This is a genomic window from Cellulophaga sp. 3_MG-2023 (assembly GCF_030546975.1).
Lineage (GTDB): Bacteria > Bacteroidota > Bacteroidia > Flavobacteriales > Flavobacteriaceae > Cellulophaga.
Genome location: NZ_JAUOPS010000002.1, coordinates 747,615 through 766,205, shown reverse-complemented (window position 1 = coordinate 766,205; position 18,591 = coordinate 747,615). Strand labels below are relative to the sequence as shown.

The following is an 18,591-nucleotide window of genomic DNA, read 5'->3' as shown; positions in this document are numbered from 1 at the left end:
TTAACATAACGTTAGACAGTTTAAAACAAAGCATATTTGCAAATTGAATTTTTATAAATTATGGAGAGTAATATTTACTTAATAATGATTATTGCTTTAGCTGTCTTAGCTATTGCAGATCTTGTGGTTGGTGTTAGTAATGATGCGGTTAACTTTTTAAATTCGGCTATAGGATCTAAAGCTATTTCTTTTAGAAGTATAATGATTGTAGCCAGTGTGGGTATTGCTTGTGGCGCTATATTTTCTAGTGGAATGATGGAGGTTGCTAGAAAAGGTATTTTTAACCCCAATGAGTTTTACTTTAATGAAATTATGTTCATTTTTATGGCCGTAATGATTACAGATATTCTGTTGTTAGACTTTTTTAATACCCTGGGTATGCCAACGTCTACAACGGTTTCTATTGTTTTTGAGTTGCTAGGTGCAGCTGTAGCAATGGCATTAATTAAAATATTACAAGCTGGTGGTAGTGCATCAGATGTAGTAAATTATATTAATACATCTAAAGCAACAGAGATTATAATAGGTATTCTCCTCTCTGTTGTTATTGCCTTTTCTATAGGTGCAATTGTGCAATGGTTTTCTCGTTTGCTATTGTCTTATGATTTTGAGAGAAAGGCTAAATGGGTAGGTGCTGTTTTTGGAGGTGTTGGTTTATCTGCTATTACGTACTTTATATTTATGAAAGGTATAAAAGGTACTGCTTTTGCAAGTCAGAGTATAGATATTATAGGAGATATGACTATTAAACACTTTTTAGAAGTACAATGGTTTCCTATAGTGCTTGTAAACTTTGTTATTTGGTTTGTTGTGTCATACGTATTAACTGTATTTGCAAAACTTAATATCTATAAAATTATTATTGGAGTTGGTACTTTTGCTTTAGCCTTGGCTTTTGCAGGTAACGATTTGGTTAACTTTATAGGTGTGCCAATTGCTGCATACCAATCCTATACAGAATGGTCTGCATCTGGCGTAGATGCATCTGCATTTAGTATGGCTATATTAACAGAAAAAGTACCAACACCAACTTTGTTGTTGTTTATTTCTGGGATGATTATGGTGGCTACTTTATGGTTTTCTAAAAAGGCACGTTATGTTGCAGAAACTGAAATTAACTTATCTAGAGAAGGTGAAGGTAAAGAGCGTTTTGAACCTAACTTTTTATCTAGAGGAATAGTTAGAATTGGAATAGCAATTTCTACATACACATCATCTGTTATGCCTAAATCTATTACAGATAAGGTTGAAGCTAGATTTGAAAAGCCAAAGATAGCTCTGGCTAAAGATAAAACGTATGATATGCCAGCTTTTGATATGGTAAGGGCAGCTGTTAACTTGGTGGTTGCAGGTATTTTAATATCTGTGGCAACATCATTTAAATTGCCTTTGTCTACTACTTACGTAACTTTTATGGTTGCAATGGGTACATCATTAGCAGATAGGGCTTGGGGAGCAGAAAGTGCTGTTTATAGAGTGGCTGGTGTTTTAAATGTTATTGGCGGATGGTTTGGTACTGCAATTATTGCATTTACTGCCGCGGGTATTATTTTAACTCTTATTAATTTTGGTACTGGCGCTGCCATAGCTATTTTATTATTTGTGGCAATATTGTTATTGGCAAGAAATTATATCTCTTACAATAAAAAGTCTAAAGAAATAAAAGCAGAAGATAGTCTTAGAAGAGCAGAAAGTAGCTCTATACAAGGTGTTATTGTAGAAAGTGCTAAAAATACAGCTAACGTTGTAAAAAGAACCAACAAAATATATACAAATGCTATAGATGGTTTGGCTAAGCAAAACTTGGATATTCTTAAAAAGAATAAAAAAGGAGTGGTTAAGTTAGGTGATGAGGTAGATGATTTAAGAGATCACATATTTTATTTTATCAAAAACTTAGACGATGCTAGTGTTGGTGCAAGTAACTTTTATATTAATATACTTGGCTCGTTACAAGATATGGCTCAGTCATTAGAGTATATTACTAAAATTTCATACAAGCATATAAACAACAATCACAAAAAATTAAAATACAACCAAATTAAAGAGTTAAAAGAAATTGACTATAAATTGGAGCATATTTTAAATGAAACTCAAGCTGTATTTGAAACACGTTCTTTTGATAAAATTGCACAAATTTTAGAAGAGAAAGAAGCATTATTTGAGTTGCTTTCTCAGAAAATACAGAAGCAAGTAGAGCGTACTAGAACAGAAGAATCTAGTCCTAAAAATACAACGCTTTATTTCTCTTTATTGCTAGAGACAAAAGATTTGATGACGGCAACAATAAATATGTTAGAGCTGTATTATAATGAACATGATAGTAGTGTGCCACCGGCAACTATATCATAATTAAATACTATAAAAAGTAAAGCCCAATACCTTAGGTGTTGGGCTTTCTTTTGTTTTAAACCTTATTGGTTAAAGCTTTATAATTCGTAAGCTGTAATTAACTGTTGAATCTATTTTTATGGTATTGCTTATAGATTTTCCCTTGGGTTTGTGTACAGGCATTTTAGATATAAATTCTGCTTTTTGTTTTAAAGGAGGAGTGAGCAGAAAATTATCTTGTTTGTATTTTAATAAATGTTCTTTGTTGTAACTAGCAAAAGTATTAGATAAGTCATCTTTTTTTTGTGGCAAATACGTTTTATTAATAGCTGTTTCTAAAATTATAGGATCTAATTTAAATTGATTTTTTTGCTGTGCACATAAAGCTGTTGTTGTTAAGCTTAATATTAATACGGAGATTGATGATTTCTTCATAGATTATTTTTTACTACAAATTACATAAGTTTTATCTAGTTGATAAATTTTTTCTAAACATTAACCTTTTGTTGTAAATTGAAAAAAATATATTTTATGAAAAATAGTTTCCTTGTAATAATGCTATTTGTTAGTTGTTTAACAACTTTAAAAGCGCAAGAAGATAGTGCTTTGGATTTTTTAGAAAAAGTAATTTCTCGTCACGACCCTAATAATAATTGGCCAACCTTTAAGGGAGATTTAGTGGTAACTATGAGTACGCCAAATAAAGAAGATAGAGTTACGGATATTCATATAGATATACCTAAGAGTACTTTTATTTTGTCTAATACAGTAGATGGGAAAAAGCGTACTACTAAAATTGTAAATGATAGTGTTAGTTTTTTTATTTATGACAAAGAAATAAGAAATGCCGACGAACAAAAAACGTTTAAGTTTACTAAAGAGCGAGCGCTTTTTATGAGAAATTATTATACCTATCTGTATGGTTTGCCAATGAAGCTAAAAGATAAAGGTACCATAATAGATCCTAAAATTTACTCTAAAAAAATTAATCAAAAATGGTATAAAGTTATAAAAGCTACTTATGATAAAGAAGTTGGTAAGGATACTTGGTATTTCTATTTTGACCCTAAGTCTTTAGATATGGAAAGGTATCAGTTTTTTCACGATGAGTCTAAGAATGATGGGGAGTATATTGTGTTAAGCAATTCTGAAATTATAAACGGTGTGCGTATGCCGGCTATTAGAGCTTGGTATACTAATAAAGAAGACAAGCTTTTAGGTACAGATGTGCTTACCAAAAAATAAGCTTTTGTGTTGTAAAAGAGAAAAGGGCAATCTAAACAGATTGCCCTTTTTTATTTTTTAAAACTCTATTTATTTTGGATCTAATGCTTGGTCTATTTTAGCAATTACATCTTCATAATGGTAGCGAGTTACGGTGTTTATATTTCCGTTTTTAGCAAGTTTTAATTTAGAACGTAATGTTCTTAGTTCTCCTCTAACTAAAGAGCTAACATCAGAAGTGGTTACATCAAAACTAGAACCTCTACCGTTTTTAGCTGTTAGTAGTGTTTGCATACGTTCTACATAGGTGCGTTGTAAATTTCTACGGTAAATATCTGCGCTTCTACCTGTGTAGGCTTCTTTCCAAATACCTTTGCGTAGGTCACTTAACATTTCTAAGGCGCTGTAATACGTTTTATTTGTTGTTTCTGCATCTAACAATCTGCCAATACGATCTGCACTTAAAATACTGTTTAAGTGTCTGGCTTGTACTTTACGTAAATTTTCTGGGTAGCCAGCGTAGTCTATATTTTGTAAAATGGTCTTGTCTACTAACCAAGGTTGTGTGCTAAACACATTATCTTGTAACCATTTCATAGATTCTTTTTGCTTTGCTTTACTTAAAACTGTGTATACAGAGCCACTTTGTTTTGGAGTTTTTAAGTTTTCAAAAACACCACCAATGTTAGTAACTACATGACCTGCGTATCTACTATAAACACCTAATAATTCTCCGTATAACTCTTCTAAGTCATCGTAATTATTTGTTTTGTCTGATGTCCAACTGCTAAGATTTTTTGCTACATACTTTAGATTTTTAACTCCGTATGTGCTTGCTTTAACAGGGTCATCTCCTAATCCTTCAGTTTGTGATTGTGGATCAAAGCGACTAGACTGTCTGCCGTACCTGTAAATTGGATTGTCTGCTTTTTCTAATATCCATTTATTTAATGTAGGTATTTCTGCTTCTGGTGATTCAGATGCTAAATAACGATAGCCCCAGTTTGTAACATAATGGTCATAAGGTCCCATTTGTCTAATAAATCTAATGTTTTTATCACCAGGTTGTGCTATATAGTTGTAGCGAGCATAATCCATAATACTAGCAGCAATACCATTTTTTTGTGTAAACTCGCCGTTACGTAGAGAGTCTACAGGGTACGCGTAACTAGCGGCCATATTATGAGGGAATCCTAAAGCGTGACCAACTTCATGGGCAATAACCATGCGCATCATGTCACCTATTTCTTTAGGCTCTGTTTTTAATGTTCTTGCGCTTGGGTTTGCCGCTCCAGTTTCTAATAAATATCTGTTTCTGTAACTACGCAAGTGGTTGTGGTACCAGATAATGTCACTTTCTATAATTTCTCCACTTCTAGGGTCAGATACGCTTGGTCCAACAGCATTTCTTGTTGTGCTAGCTACATAGCGTATCATAGAATATCTAATGTCTTCTGGGCTAAATTCTGGATCTTCTTCAGCGGTAGGAGCATCACGCGCAATTATTGCATTTTTAAATCCAGCTGTTTCAAATGGTTTTTGCCAATCTTCAATACCTTGTTTTATATATTCTTTCAAGTTTTCAGGAGTTCCTGGGTCTAAATAATAAACTATAGGCTTTACTGGTTCTACTAATTCGCCTCTTGCATATGCTTCAGGATCTTTAGGCTCTAATCTCCAACGACGAATATATGTTTTTTCATCTGCCTTTAATTCATCGCTACCAAAATCATATTGACTAACAGTAAAATAACCAACTCTAGGATCAGAGATACGTGGTTGCATTGGTTGTTCTGGAAGTAAAATCATAGATTGATTTACTTGTAAACTAATAGATTCTGTAGATCTTAAAGTAGATGGTTCAGATGCGTTAAAGGTAAAATCTTGCTTAACCTCTATGTTTTCAGGAAAACTCTTGACGCTGTTTATAAAACTACGTTTTGGATCTAATCTTTTTACCTTGTAAGTTTTTCTTAACCTACTAGATAAACCACTTATTGCTGGTACGTCTGTGCTAAATAACGAGGTTACATCTATAACTACACTGGTAGAATCTGTACTAAAAGCTTCAATATCAAAAGCAAACAGAGTAGGTTCGTAATTGTTAACTTTTACAGATGCGCTAATTGCTTTTGTGCTATCTGCTACATTGCTGTAGGATTTAGATTTTAATAAAATTTTATCCTGAAAACGCGTCCAGTTAACCATTTGTTCGTTGGTTTTAGAGCCTGCATTCATATACCCGCCGCCTAAGCCTGTAGGTATTTTTGCAATTCTTGTAACCCATAACATATCTTTGTTTAGCTTACTAAATGGTATTTCATACAAATACTTTTTATCTACTTTATGTACTTTAAATAAGCCTTCGTCGGTTATGGCATCTTTAGTTACAACTTGACTATAGTTTTTAATGTCTCCCTTTTTGGTTTTTTGTAGGGGAGTTGTTTGTTCGGCTTTGCCTTTTTTGGATTTTTTCTTTTTTTGAGCATTTATGCTAGTAGCAGAAAAAAGAGTAGCAGCTACGCATAATAAGAGTATTTTTTTCATTAGGAGTTTGTTAGGATCACAAGATAATAAATGTAAAATAGCTTATTTGTTAGAGAAAAGTTAATGTAATTGTGAATTGTTGATAACAAATGCAAATTATCACGGTAAGCCGTGATAGTTAACGCAATAACTTTGTTTATTTTTGCACCTCATTAAAAATAAGAAATGATAAAACACCTTGTACATACATGTCTAATTGCTTTTGTAGTGGTAAGTTGCAAAAACGTAAAGCAAGAGGAAGATGACAAGGAATTAAAAACGGTTACTAGTTCTTTAGAGCCTTTTTCTTCTGACGAAAGAGAGGAAAAACTTGCAACTATTGAAGATTCTTATAACTCTGCAGATTTTGTAATTAAGTATAATAATTACATAGAGTTTTTTAATACCTATGATGATAAGGTTCGTAAATCCTATGCTAATTACTTAAGCTGGGTAAACCAAAGCGAACCAAAAATTACTACTAATTTAAAAAGTAAAATAGGTTTACCTATAGATCAATTAGACTTGTTAAAATCTACTATTGTACACACTCCTGCAATAAAAAAGGTAGATGCAAATATGCTTTTGGTATATAAAACAGCAGAGATTTTATATAATACCATAATAGAGTTAGATGCGTATTATAAAAAAGGTATTGTAGAAAAAGTAGATGTAAACAAGGGAAAAAAATTACATATAAAATTACTAGAGGCTTACAGAAATTACTTTTCTACTTTTGATGATATGTCCATTGTCTTTTATAGGCTACAGGACAGTGTAGAGAACTATGAAAAAGAAAAGTTTAAAGAACAAGAATTGGTTGTGCAGTACAACCTATTTACTGCTATAAATGCTACAGAAACTATCCTGAATGAAATTGGAGGTAGAGATGTAGATGGACTTTTAACATTGGATTTTACTGTTATTAATCTTAAAATAAAAGAGCTTAGAGCTGCTTACGTTGCTCTAGAGGGTTTAAAAGAAAATCAAGACTTAATTGTAAAAGAGTTTGGTAAGCCAATGCCTGTTGTTACTAATTTTACTACTCACTTAGGAAATATATTAATGGGGTTAACTAGTCTAAAATTGCGTATAGCTAATAATGATTTTGACTACGGTGAAGACCACCCTAATATTGCAGCAGACGGTTCTCCTTTAAAATTGGAGTTAGAGTTTATTGCAATGGTTAATGAGTATAGAAGTGTGCATTTAAACTAGTACTTACCTATAAAAATTCATTTCATCCATATATTTAAATACAGCTGCAGGTAGTAATGGAGTTATATTTTTTCCTAATTTATGGTTTTTACGAATAAATGTAGATGAGATTTCCATAATTGGCGCATCAGTAACCATTTTAATTTTAGGATTATTTTTAAATTGATGATCTACAGTACCGCTAGAAACTCTAGGGTATACATATATATCATGATTTTCTAAAATTACCTCGTAGTTTTTCCATTTGTGAAGACTTTTTAAATTGTCTTCTCCCATAATTAATGAAAAATCATAACCAGTTGGGTACTTCTCTAGCAAGTGAGCTAAAGTGTGTACCGTGTAATTGGGTTGTGGTAGATTAAACTCTATATTAGATGGTTTAAGCTTAGGGTATTCCTCTGTTGCTTCTAAAACCATTTGGTATCTGTGATTATTATCTAATAAAGATTGCTTTGTTTTAAACGGACTTTGTGGTGTTATTACAAACCAAACCTCGTCTAAATCTGTAAATTCTACCAAGTGGTTTGCAATAACTAAATGCCCTAGGTGTATTGGGTTAAAGGTTCCAAAATATAACCCTACTTTTTTCATATCAAACTTTGTTTATGAGTTTGGCTTGCTAATAAAATCTGCAACCAATTTTTCTGCTTCGGCTAAAGCAGTATTTAAATCATAATTTTTAATAACAGTATCAAATTGCGGTGCAGTTGCTAGCTCTACAGATGCTTTAGCAATTCGCATATTTATTTTATCATCACTTTCTGTACTGCGTTTTTTTAGTCTAATTTTTAGCTCATCAATACTTGGTGGCTTCACAAAAACAGCTAATGTTTGTTCTGGAAACTTCTTTTTAATTCTTAAGCCTCCTACGACATCAATATCAAAAATTACGTTTTTGCCTTCTGCCCATAAACGCTCTACTTCTGTTTTTAAAGTTCCATAAAAGTTATCTCTATAAACTTCTTCCCACTCTAAAAAGTCATCGTTTTTAATGTGGTTTTTAAATTCTGATAACGATAAAAAATAGTAGTGTTCTCCGTCTTTTTCTTTACCTCTTTTTGGTCTAGATGTAGCAGAAACAGAAAATGCTAAATTTAAATTTTCTTTACCTAATAAGTGTCTTACAATAGTAGTTTTTCCGCTGCCAGATGGTGCTGAAAATATGATAAGTTTACCGCCTTTCATTATAAAACATTTAGCATTTGTTCTTTAATCTTCTCTAGTTCGTCTTTCATTTGCACTACTAATTGTTGCATTGGTGCATAATTAGCTTTAGAGCCAATTGTATTAATTTCTCTTCCTATTTCTTGAGAAATGAAACCTAATTTTTTTCCGTTAGAATCGTCAGAGTTTATGGTTGTAGTAAAGTATGTCAAGTGGTTTGCTAAGCGTACTTTTTCTTCAGTGATATCGTATTTTTCTAAATAGTAAATAAGTTCTTGTTCAAACCTGTTTTGATCTACTTCAGTTTTTAAATCAGAGACAGCTTTGTCCAGACGTTCACGTACAGCTGCTTGTCTATCAGGGTCTATAGCAATAACCTGTTCTAATAGGTTTTCTAAAGAAGATATACGTTGTTTAAAATCTTGCTCTAAAACAGCACCTTCTTCGGTTCTAAATACATTAATTTCTTTTAGAGCTTCTATAAGTGTATTTTGTATAGCTTTATATTCTTCAGCATCAATTTCTTCACGCTCTGTTTTCATTGCGTCAGGTAGGCGCAATGCCATTTCTAAAAGTTTTACATCATCACCTTCAGCAATAGCTTTTAGTTGTTGCATGTATTGTTTTACAACACTTTCGTTTATTTGTGCAGATGTGTCTGCTCCGGTACTTTCAATATATAAATTGAAGTCTATTTTGCCTCTTTGTAAACCGTTAGCAATAGTTTTACGTAACTCCAGCTCTTTCTCTCTGTATGCAGAAGGCATACGTGCATTTAAATCTAAACTTTTACTGTTTAAAGATTTAATTTCAATGGTAATTTTCTTTGATGGAAGTTGCACTACGTGTTTTCCAAATCCGGTCATGGACTGAATCATATATTGTAAATTTTATGCAAATATAATTAAACTATACTAGTTGAGGCTAAGAGGTTGTTTTTAAAGCTTTTTTTGTTGTGAATGCAACGTTTTGTGTACTATTGATTAGTTTTTAAAAGAAAAGTTCTGTCTATATATTTAGACAGAACTTTAACTTAAAACTTTTTATTCATTTGCAATAAAAATTATATTTCCCTTACCCAAATGTTTCTGTAGCTAACTCTACTGTTATCACCATGGTCTTGCAGTCTTATTGGAGCTTTGCCGTGAGCTTCGTTTTTGGGCCATCCAATATAAGGTGTGGTTCCTTTAATTTCTACATGGTCTAAAACAAGAATTCCGTTGTGTAAAAGAGTTAATGTTCCAGATTTTATTTTTTTGCCTTCTTTATTAAATTCTGGTTCATGATAAACAACATCGTAAGTATTCCATTCTCCTGTTGGTACAGATGCTTTTGCAAGCGGAATATGTTGCTTGTAAATAGACCCTACTTGTCCGTTTACATAAGTATCATTATCATTATTATCTAGTACTTGAATCTCATACCTATCTTGAAGAAATACACCACTATTTGCACGGTTTTGTCCATCTCTTAAAACTTCAGCAGGTGATCTCCATTCTATATGTAGCTGTATACTCCCAAATTCTTTTTTTGTTTTAATATCTCCAGACTTGTCTTTTACAGTAAAAAAAACACCTTCTTTATCAACATTCCAAGGGGCTGTTTGATTGCCATCTGCGTTGGTCCATTCGTCTAAATTTGCACCACTAAAAAGAACAATAGCGTCGCTAGGGGCTGCGTTATTTTTTGCTGGAGTTACTGTTGGCGGAACTGGCTTGTATAGTTCTGTTTCTTCAGGTTTTGTAGGTTCTGTGCCGCTGTATTCTTCATATACAATATAATCTTCTTCTTTAGGAGCTTCTGTAGTTTTGTTAGTCACTTTTTCTTGACAAGAAAACAACAATGCTATGCCTAATACGGATAGTAAAATCTTTTTCATTCTTAATCTAGTTCTTTAATTTTTATATTTCTGTAAGAGACAATATTTCCGTGATCTTGTACACCTATTTTTCCTGTTTTGTATTTAGCAAAACCATCCCAGCCATTAAATTTTGAGTTTTTTAATAGATTATCCCAGTCCTTACCATTTAAAGGAAACTCAGCAACAGTAACTCCGTTTAAAACAGAGCTGCCTTTGTTTGTTTTGTGGTTTATTGTAATAACGGCAGTATTCCACTCTCCAACAGGTTTTGTAGCATCTTTACTTGGCGCAACCATATCATATAGCGCACCAGCTTGACGATCTGTTCCGTTTTTTGCGTCAGGGTGGTTTTTATTATCTAACACTTGTACTTCTAAGCCAGTTTCGTAAGGCTGTCCGTACGTGCCATCATCTTTAATTCCCCAAAAAATACCACTGTTACCGCCTTCAGAAATTTTCCAATCTATAGACAAGACAAAGTTTGTGTACTCTTCTTTTGTTACAAGGTTATAATAAGTGTCTTTTGGGCGATCTGTAGGTGGGTAAAAAACCAAAGCGTCATCTACTATCTTCCAGTTTTCTATGGCATTATTGTTTCCGTATAACTTTAAATTATCTAGGTTGCTACCATCAAACAAAACCGTCCATTCATTTTCTTTAGGTTCTTCTTTAATAGTGTTTTCTGCAGTAGCTTCTGCTTCTTTAGTTTCTTTAGGGGCTTTGTCTTTACAGCTAAAGGCTAAAGCGGATAGGCAAACTATTAGTAATGTCTTTTTCATAAGTAGTAATTGTTGTTTATTAAATGCCAAGCATTTTTTTTAGCATTTCTTTATCGGTGCCAGTTTTGGCAAAATCATCAAAAGTTTTTTCTGTAGCTTCAATTATGTGATCTTGTATAAATTTTGCACCTTCGGTTGCGCCTTGCTCTGGGCTTTTAATACAGCATTCCCATTCCATAGTAGCCCAAACATCACATCCGTATTGGGTAAGTTTAGAGAAAATGGTTTTAAAATCTATTTGGCCATCTCCTAAAGAACGGTATCTTCCAGCTCTATCTTTCCAGTCGTTATAACCTCCAAAAGCGCCTTTTTTTCCTGTAGGATTAAATTCAGAATCTTTTACGTGAAAAGATTTTATGTATGGGTGGTAATGATCTATAAAGGCAATATAATCTAATTGTTGCAGTACAAAATGACTAGGGTCATACAATATATTTACACGTTTATGATTGCCAGTAGCTTCTAAAAAGCGTTCAAAAGTATCACCATCGTGAAGATCTTCCCCTGGGTGAATTTCATAACAAACATCTACATCTTCCTTATCAAAATGATCTAAAATTGGCAACCATCTGGCAGCTAGTTCTTCAAAGCCAAGTTCCACTAAACCAGGAGGTCTTTGTGGCCAAGGGTGCATTGTATGCCATAGTAAAGAACCAGAAAAAGTAGCGTGGGATTTAATACCTAATCTTCTGCTTGCGGTACCTGCTTTTTTAACGGTTTCTATTGCCCATTCTGTTCTTGCCTTTGGGTTACCTTTTAAGTGTTCTGGTGCAAAACCATCAAACATAACGTCATAAGCTGGGTGTACAGCAACCAACTGTCCTTGTAAATGAGTAGATAATTCTGCAATCTCTAGGCCGTAAGAGTTAACTTTTGCTTTTAGCTCATCACAATATTCTTGACTATCTGCTGCTTTATCTAAATCTATTAAAAAAGTTTCCCAAGTAGGAATTTGTATTCCCTTATAGCCAAGGTCAGCCGCCCATTTGCATAGTCCTTCTAAAGAATTAAATGGTGCTTTACTGTCTATAAATTGTGCTAAAAAAACCGATGGACCTTTAATTGTCTTCATTTTATGTGTTTGTATTATGTAATTTAATGCTATATTTAACGTTTAACTCTTAAGGTTATAACTAAGAATAACCCAAGTCATAAATATAATAATTTGTAAATGATTTGTGGTCTCTTTTTATACGAATTGAGTGGTTTTGTGGGATGAACAACATAAAATCTATATTAGAATAAAAATATAAATCTATATCTGTGGAAAACAATAGGTCAGCTAAGAGTTTATGGGGAGATTATTTAGATAAGCATTTAGAAGATGCTTTTGTAGAAGACCCTAAAGTAGAGCATTTTTGTGATAATGAAAAAGATGCCAATGAATGTGTTTTATTGGTAGAAAAAGGGATAAAAAAAGCAACAACACACTCGCTTTTAGGATTGCAACTGCGTAAAGAGCGTTTGCCAAAAATTGGAGATTTTAGAATTGTTACAGATTGGGAAGGACAAGCAAAATGCATTGTGCGTACTACAGCTGTAAAGTTAAAACCTTTGTTTAGTATTGATGAAAATTATGCGCAAAAAGAAGGTGAGGGAGATAAAAGTTTAAAATACTGGAAAACCACACACGTAGATTATTATAAGAGAGAGTTAGCTGAGTTTAAAAAGCAACCTACGGATAGTATGATTGTGGTTTGTGAAGAGTTTGAAAAAGTTTTTTAAAAAATCATAAAAAAATAAGCACAAAAAAACCACACATTAAAGTGTGGTTTTTGTTTTATGTATGGTAAGTAAATTAATCTAAATCTATCCAAACATTTCCTTTTTGATGTGATGTTACACTACCTTGTATAAAGTTAAGGCCGCGTACACCATCTAACATTGTTGGGAACTCGCCATCGTTATACTTTTCTCCTCTAACGGCTCTGGCAACACCTAAGTAAATATTTGCCATTGCATCAAAAATACCTTCTGGATGTCCTGGAGGTAATTTTGTGCCATCTAAAGATAAGTCCGAATTATAAGCGTGTCCAGGTTTGTAAATTTGTACAGGCTTGTCATCACTCATAACATACAAGTAATTAGGGTTTTCTTGTTCCCATTTTAAACCGCCTTTATTTCCGTATATTCTAATGGTAAGTCCGTTTTCTTCACCTGTTGCTATTTGGCTAGATCTTATAATGCCTTTAGCGTTGCTGTTAAAACGAATTAAAGCGGTGCCGTCAATATCCATTTTATTGTCATCATACAAATAATTTAAATCTGCTAACAAAGATTTTATTTGCATTCCAGTTGTGTACTCAATCATATTAAAAGCATGTACTCCTATATCACCCATACAACAGCTAATGCCAGATTTTTCAGGGTCTAAACGCCAAGTAGAAGATCTTTTATCTTTTTCATGAATAATTGGGTTTATCCATCCTTGGTAATATTGTGCATCTACTTTTTGAATATCTCCTATAGCGCCAGCTTTAATCATTTCTCGCATTTGACGTACCATTGGGTAACCAGTATACGTATGTGTTACGGCAAAAATGGTACCTGCTTTTTCTAAAGTAGCTTGTAAAATTTTAGCCTCTTCATAGGTGGTTGTCATTGGTTTTTCACAAATAACATTAAACCCATTTTCTAATAACTTTTTAGCCATAGGAAAATGTAAAAAGTTTGGAGTTAAAATAGAGCAGACCTGTATTCTTTCTTCTTCAGGTAACTTTAATTCCTCTTCAACAAGAGTATCAAAATCTTTATATATTCTGTTAGTAGGAATGTCAATTTGTTTGGCAAAACTAACACTTGCATTAAAATCTGGATTAAAAACAGCACCAGTAATTTGGTAATTGTCATTAATAAAAGAAGCAACTCTGTGTAAAACACCAATTAATGAATCTCCGCCACCGCCTAGTATTCCTAGTCTAATTTTTTTACTCATAAAAATATCTTTTAAAATGTTTTTATTTTAGATTTTTTGATGCATTAACTAATAAATCTCTAGTTGCAATAATTCCTTCTTCTTCACCTTTTTCATCACCTTCATACTCAACACCAATAAAACCAGTGTAGCCAGCATCTTTAACAATTTGTAGCATTTTAGCATAATCTATTTTAGTTTCGTTGCCATTAGCATCAAAATTATAAGACTTTGCACTAACTGCTTTAGCGTAAGGCATTAGTTCTGTTACTCCTTTGTAATTATCGTACATTTCTTCGCAACCTTCTTCAGACTTTTTAATACAAAAATTACCAAAATCTGGTAGTGTACCAACGTTATCCATATTTACCAGGCTCATAACTTCAGAAAGTAATTTACCATTAGATGATAAGCCACCGTGGTTTTCTACAATTACGTTTATGTTGTGTTCTTTAGCAAAAGTTCCAAGTTGTTTCAGTCCATCTACAGAACTAGCTATCCATTCTTTTTCTTCAGTAGCACCTGCTAAGTTTACACGTATAGCGTGGCAACCCATTTCTGCAGCTGCTATAACCCATTTGTAATGACTTTCAACAGCTTTTTTACGTTCTTCAGCATCTGCTAGGGCAAGGTTTCCTTGACCATCTATCATTATTAAAACATTTGTCATTCCGTGTTTTTTTGCAGCTTCATTAGATTTTTCTACAAATTCTGCCATTGCTTCATCAGAATAATTAGCTTCTTTAACATCATTGTAAAGAGCACTTACGTATTCTAAGCCAGTAAAACCTAATTTATTTGCTTTTTCAGCAAAATCATAAGGATTACCGCCATCAAAAACTTGTTTATGTAAAGACCATTGTGCTAAAGACAATTTAAAAAAAGGTTTTTGCACGTCTGTAGTTGTGGCAGCAACTTCTTCTTTTATGTCTTCAGTTTTTTTAGGCGTATCCTTACAAGATGCAAAACAGAAAACAAGTAAAATTAATGGGTATTTTACACTCTGGCTAACTAGGTTTTTAACTTTCATTTTTTAGATATTTAATTTTTAGGAATTTACATCAACTATAACGTTATAGTACGTTACCCTCAATATTTACAGGGTTTAAATGTAGAAAATTTATTTTATATTTGAGAAAATTATCAAATAAACAACGCAAAGAATGGGCAAATTTTATTATAACGAAGAACAAGAGTCTTATGATGCTATTGTTGTAGGAACTGGTATAAGTGGAGGATGGGCTGCTAAAGAATTATGTGAAGCTGGTTTAAAGACTTTAATATTAGAAAGGGGTAGAATGGTAACACATAGAGATGATTACACTACTGCTTTTAAAGAATCTTGGGATTTGCCAAACAACGGAGCTATTTCTCCTGAAGAAAAAGCAAAGCAGTTAAAGCAGTCTAGAACAGGTTACACTACAAATGCAGATACTAAGCATTGGTTTGTTAATGATTTAAAACACCCTTATAATGAAACAAAACGTTTTGATTGGATGCGTGGTTACCACGTTGGTGGTAGATCTATAATGTGGGGTAGGCATAGTTACCGTTGGAGTGATATAGATTTTGAAGCAAATAAAAATGATGGTCATGGTGTAGATTGGCCTGTTCGCTATAAAGATATTGCCCCATGGTATGATAAGGTAGAAACATTTATTGGTGTCTCTGGAGAAAGTTTAGGATTGCCTCAGTTACCAGATAGTAAGTTTGAGCCAATGATGCCACTTAATTGTGTAGAAGAAAAATTAAAAGAAAGCGTAGCCGAAAATTTTGACGGTCGTGTTGTTACCGCTGGTAGAGTTGCCCACATTACCAGTGATAAAAAATTTGCAGGAGACGGAAGATCTAAATGTCAGTATCGTAACCGTTGTAGTAGAGGATGTCCTTTTGGAGCTTACTTTAGTAGTAACTCATCTACTTTGCCAACTGCAGAGGCTACCGGTAACTTAACACTTAGACCAGACTCTATAGTTTACGAGGTTATTTATGATGAAAAAACAAAAAAAGCGACAGGAGTTAAAGTTATAGATAGATTAACAAAAGAAAAAATTGAGTTTAAAGCTAAAGTAATTTTCTTATGTGCTTCTGCTATAGCATCTACATCTATATTAATGCAGTCTAAATCTGATACTTTTCCTAATGGTATGGGGAACGAATCAGATCAATTAGGAAGAAACATTATGGATCATCACTTAGGTTGTGGAGCTAATGGTAAGTTTGATGGTTTTGAAGATAAATATTATAAAGGAAGAAAAGCTAATGGTGTGTATATTCCAAGGTTTAGGAATTTAGGAGGTGATACAGATCGTAAAGAATTTTTAAGAGGTTATGGTTACCAGGGTGGTGCAACTAGAGGTAATTGGCAAGAAGTTATTGCGGAAACCGCTTACGGTAAAGATTTAAAAGACGCTGTTTTAAAGCCAGGAGGTTGGACAATGGGTATTATGGGCTTTGGTGAAGTTTTACCTTACGAGGATAATAGATTTACCTTAGATTATAATAAATTGGATGATTGGGGATTACCAACTGTTACTTTTGATGCTGAGTTTAAAGAGAACGAGCTTAAAATGCGAGAAGATATAAAAGAGCAAGCTGCTGCTATGTTAAAATCTGCAGGATTAAGAGATGTTAATGTGTATGATAATATAGGTGCTCTAGGCTTAGGTATTCACGAGATGGGTACTGCTCGTATGGGGCATAATCCAAAAACATCGGTATTAAATAAGTATAACCAAGTACATGCTGTGCCAAATGTGTATGTTACAGATGGTTCTTTTATGACCTCTGCTTCATGTGTTAACCCATCATTAACATATATGGCTTTTACAGCAAGAGCGGCTAACCATGCTGCAGAACAACTTAAAAAAGGATTATTATAATGAATAGAAGATTAGCACTTAAGAACTTAGGTTTGTCATTAGGCTATGTTGTAGCTACGCCAACCTTAATTAGTATTGTACAAAGCTGTAAAAATGATAAAGGTGTTGCTTTTACTCCAGAATTCTTTTCAGTAGAAGAAGGTGGTGTTGTAGTAACTCTTATGGATATTATACTGCCAAAAACAGATTCTCCTTCTGCTTCAGAGGCAGGTGTGCATATGTTTGTAGATCAGTATATTAATATATCTAATACAAAGGAGGAAAAAGCCTTGTTTAAAGCAAAAATGGCTAATTTTTTAAGCCTAGCTAAAAGTAATGCAGGTAAGGATGCTGTTACAGATGTTACGGCAGAAGAGTTAGAGAAAACTTTGGCTGGTTGTTTAAAGCTGTCCGAAACACAAATAGAGGCTCAGGATAAGGCTATGCAAAATTACAATAAAGCTATCGCTAACGGAGAGGTTGCGGAGTTAGATCTTAATTCTGGAGCTATTGCTTTTGCGCACGAGCTAAGAGGTTGGACTATTCATGGCTTTAAAGTTACTGAGGAGATTGCTAAGAACTTTTTAGCTTTTGATCCTATTCCGGGTAAATATATTCCTTGTGGAACTGTTGATGAGTTTACAGGCGGAAAAGCTTGGGCTCTATAATTAGAAAATAGTAAGAATGAAAAGAAGAAGTTTTATACAAAAATCGGCATTAACTACAGGTGCAATATCACTAAGTGGTGCTTATGGGTATGCTTCTTTAAAAAATACAGAGGCAAAGCATAAATTTAATTTAAACTATGCACCTCATTTTGGAATGTTTTCTAATCACGCCAAAAGCTTAGAAGATCAGTTGCGTTTTATGGCAGATGAGGGTTTTACGGCTTTAGAGGATAATACCATGCTTAGTAGAGATGTAGCTACACAAAAAAAGTTAGCTAAAACTATGCAGCGCTTAAATATAGATATGGGTGTTTTTGTGGCTCATGAAATTTCTTGGAAGAAACCAAGTTTGGCATCAGGAGATTTAGCTCTTAGAAATAAGTTTTTATCTGAGATTAAGAGCTCTGTAGAGGTTGCTAAGCGCGTTAATGCTAAGTGGGTTACAGTTGTTCCTGGGCACGTAGATTTAAGATTGTCTATGGGTTACCAAACTGCACACGTAGTTGAGTCTTTAAAGCAAGCGTCTGCTATTTTAGAGCCTCACGGGATAATTATGGTATTGGAACCTTTAAATTTTAGAGATCATCCAGGATTGTTTTTGTCAGAGTCGCCACAGGCGTATGAAATATGTAAGGCTGTAGATTCGCCATCTTGTAAAATTTTATTTGATATTTATCATCAACAAATACAAGAGGGTAACTTAATTCCTAATATGGAGGCAAGTTGGGATGAGATTGCCTATATACAAATTGGTGATAACCCAGGAAGAAAAGAGCCTACTACAGGTGAAATAAACTATAAGAATGTTTTTAAGTTTATTTATGATAAAAAATATACTGGTATTTTGGGTATGGAACATGGTAACTCTAAACCAAATAAAATTGGTGAGCGTGCAGTTATAGATGCTTATAAAGAAGTAGATTTGTTTTTATAAATCAGTATTAAATGATAAGTAAATAAAAGCTATGCCTAATTGGTGTAGCTTTTTTTATTGCTTTTTTCTTTGTCAAAAAATGTGTGTAAAAGTTAAATTATGCTAAAACGT

The 18,591-nt window shown here is 33.3% G+C and carries 17 protein-coding genes; 7 read left to right on the top strand and 10 right to left on the bottom strand.

The genetic code is table 11. The features are described from left to right. The first annotated feature begins 60 nt into the window (after positions 1–60). Positions 61–2,352: an inorganic phosphate transporter gene (locus Q4487_RS08270; RefSeq protein ID WP_100894094.1), complete on the top strand. Its 2,292-nt coding sequence runs from the start codon at positions 61–63 to the stop codon at positions 2,350–2,352. Between the two features lie 69 nt (positions 2,353–2,421). Here the strand turns inward: Q4487_RS08270 and Q4487_RS08265 are convergent, their stop codons facing one another. Then, positions 2,422–2,766, bottom strand: a complete 345-nt coding sequence (locus tag Q4487_RS08265; RefSeq protein WP_303540167.1) for a hypothetical protein — start codon at positions 2,764–2,766, stop codon at positions 2,422–2,424. 96 nt (positions 2,767–2,862) lie between these two features. Between Q4487_RS08265 and Q4487_RS08260 the strand changes: the two genes are divergently transcribed. After that, a complete protein-coding gene (locus tag Q4487_RS08260) occupies positions 2,863–3,576 on the top strand; it encodes a DUF6503 family protein (RefSeq protein WP_303540169.1) in 714 nt (237 codons plus the stop codon). A 69-nt stretch (positions 3,577–3,645) separates the two neighbouring features. On the opposite strand, the gene Q4487_RS08255 is transcribed toward Q4487_RS08260, so the two are convergent. Further along, positions 3,646–6,102, bottom strand: coding sequence for a zinc-dependent metalloprotease (locus Q4487_RS08255; protein ID WP_303540171.1), 2,457 nt, complete (start codon positions 6,100–6,102; stop codon positions 3,646–3,648). A gap of 165 nt (positions 6,103–6,267) precedes the next feature. Between Q4487_RS08255 and Q4487_RS08250 the strand changes: the two genes are divergently transcribed. Next, positions 6,268–7,299 carry a YiiG family protein gene (locus Q4487_RS08250; protein ID WP_303540173.1) on the top strand — a complete coding sequence of 344 codons (1,032 nt, stop codon included), beginning with the start codon at positions 6,268–6,270 and terminating at the stop codon, positions 7,297–7,299. A gap of 3 nt (positions 7,300–7,302) precedes the next feature. Here Q4487_RS08250 and nadD read toward each other — a convergent pair whose 3' ends face one another. From nadD to Q4487_RS08220, 6 genes are all read right to left on the bottom strand, one after another. After that, positions 7,303–7,890, bottom strand: coding sequence for a nicotinate (nicotinamide) nucleotide adenylyltransferase (gene nadD, locus Q4487_RS08245; RefSeq protein ID WP_303540175.1), 588 nt, complete (start codon positions 7,888–7,890; stop codon positions 7,303–7,305). Positions 7,891–7,902: 12 nt separating this feature from the next. After that, positions 7,903–8,484 carry a guanylate kinase gene (gene gmk / locus Q4487_RS08240; RefSeq protein ID WP_303540177.1) on the bottom strand — a complete coding sequence of 194 codons (582 nt, stop codon included), beginning with the start codon at positions 8,482–8,484 and terminating at the stop codon, positions 7,903–7,905. Continuing rightward, on the bottom strand, positions 8,484–9,341 hold the full coding sequence (locus Q4487_RS08235; RefSeq protein ID WP_303540179.1) for a YicC/YloC family endoribonuclease: 858 nt from the start codon (positions 9,339–9,341) through the stop codon (positions 8,484–8,486). The genes gmk and Q4487_RS08235 overlap by 1 nt, the downstream gene beginning before the upstream one ends. A gap of 185 nt (positions 9,342–9,526) precedes the next feature. Next, positions 9,527–10,342, bottom strand: a complete 816-nt coding sequence (locus tag Q4487_RS08230; protein ID WP_303540181.1) for a DUF1080 domain-containing protein — start codon at positions 10,340–10,342, stop codon at positions 9,527–9,529. 2 nt (positions 10,343–10,344) lie between these two features. After that, on the bottom strand, positions 10,345–11,103 hold the full coding sequence (locus tag Q4487_RS08225) for a DUF1080 domain-containing protein (RefSeq protein WP_303540183.1): 759 nt from the start codon (positions 11,101–11,103) through the stop codon (positions 10,345–10,347). A 19-nt stretch (positions 11,104–11,122) separates the two neighbouring features. Then, entirely contained in the window at positions 11,123–12,175 is a 1,053-nt protein-coding gene (locus Q4487_RS08220) for a sugar phosphate isomerase/epimerase (RefSeq protein ID WP_303540185.1), read from the bottom strand. A 191-nt stretch (positions 12,176–12,366) separates the two neighbouring features. Here Q4487_RS08220 and Q4487_RS08215 point away from each other — a divergent pair, with 191 nt between their 5' ends. Continuing rightward, positions 12,367–12,828 carry an ASCH domain-containing protein gene (locus Q4487_RS08215; protein ID WP_100894083.1) on the top strand — a complete coding sequence of 154 codons (462 nt, stop codon included), beginning with the start codon at positions 12,367–12,369 and terminating at the stop codon, positions 12,826–12,828. 73 nt (positions 12,829–12,901) lie between these two features. Here Q4487_RS08215 and Q4487_RS08210 read toward each other — a convergent pair whose 3' ends face one another. Together Q4487_RS08210 and Q4487_RS08205 are read right to left on the bottom strand one after the other, a co-directional pair. After that, positions 12,902–14,038 carry a Gfo/Idh/MocA family protein gene (locus Q4487_RS08210; protein ID WP_100894082.1) on the bottom strand — a complete coding sequence of 379 codons (1,137 nt, stop codon included), beginning with the start codon at positions 14,036–14,038 and terminating at the stop codon, positions 12,902–12,904. A 22-nt stretch (positions 14,039–14,060) separates the two neighbouring features. Continuing rightward, a complete protein-coding gene (locus Q4487_RS08205; RefSeq protein ID WP_303540188.1) occupies positions 14,061–15,047 on the bottom strand; it encodes a sugar phosphate isomerase/epimerase in 987 nt (328 codons plus the stop codon). A gap of 133 nt (positions 15,048–15,180) precedes the next feature. On the opposite strand from Q4487_RS08205, the gene Q4487_RS08200 reads away from it, so the two are divergent. From Q4487_RS08200 to Q4487_RS08190, 3 genes are read left to right on the top strand one after another with little or no spacing between them, the layout of a single operon-like run. Next, entirely contained in the window at positions 15,181–16,899 is a 1,719-nt protein-coding gene (locus Q4487_RS08200) for a GMC oxidoreductase (protein WP_303540190.1), read from the top strand. Next, positions 16,899–17,546, top strand: a complete 648-nt coding sequence (locus Q4487_RS08195; RefSeq protein ID WP_100894079.1) for a gluconate 2-dehydrogenase subunit 3 family protein — start codon at positions 16,899–16,901, stop codon at positions 17,544–17,546. Before Q4487_RS08200 ends, Q4487_RS08195 begins: the two co-directional genes overlap by 1 nt. A 16-nt stretch (positions 17,547–17,562) precedes the next feature. After that, on the top strand, positions 17,563–18,480 hold the full coding sequence (locus Q4487_RS08190; RefSeq protein ID WP_303540194.1) for a hydroxypyruvate isomerase family protein: 918 nt from the start codon (positions 17,563–17,565) through the stop codon (positions 18,478–18,480). The last annotated feature ends 111 nt before the right edge of the window (positions 18,481–18,591 follow it).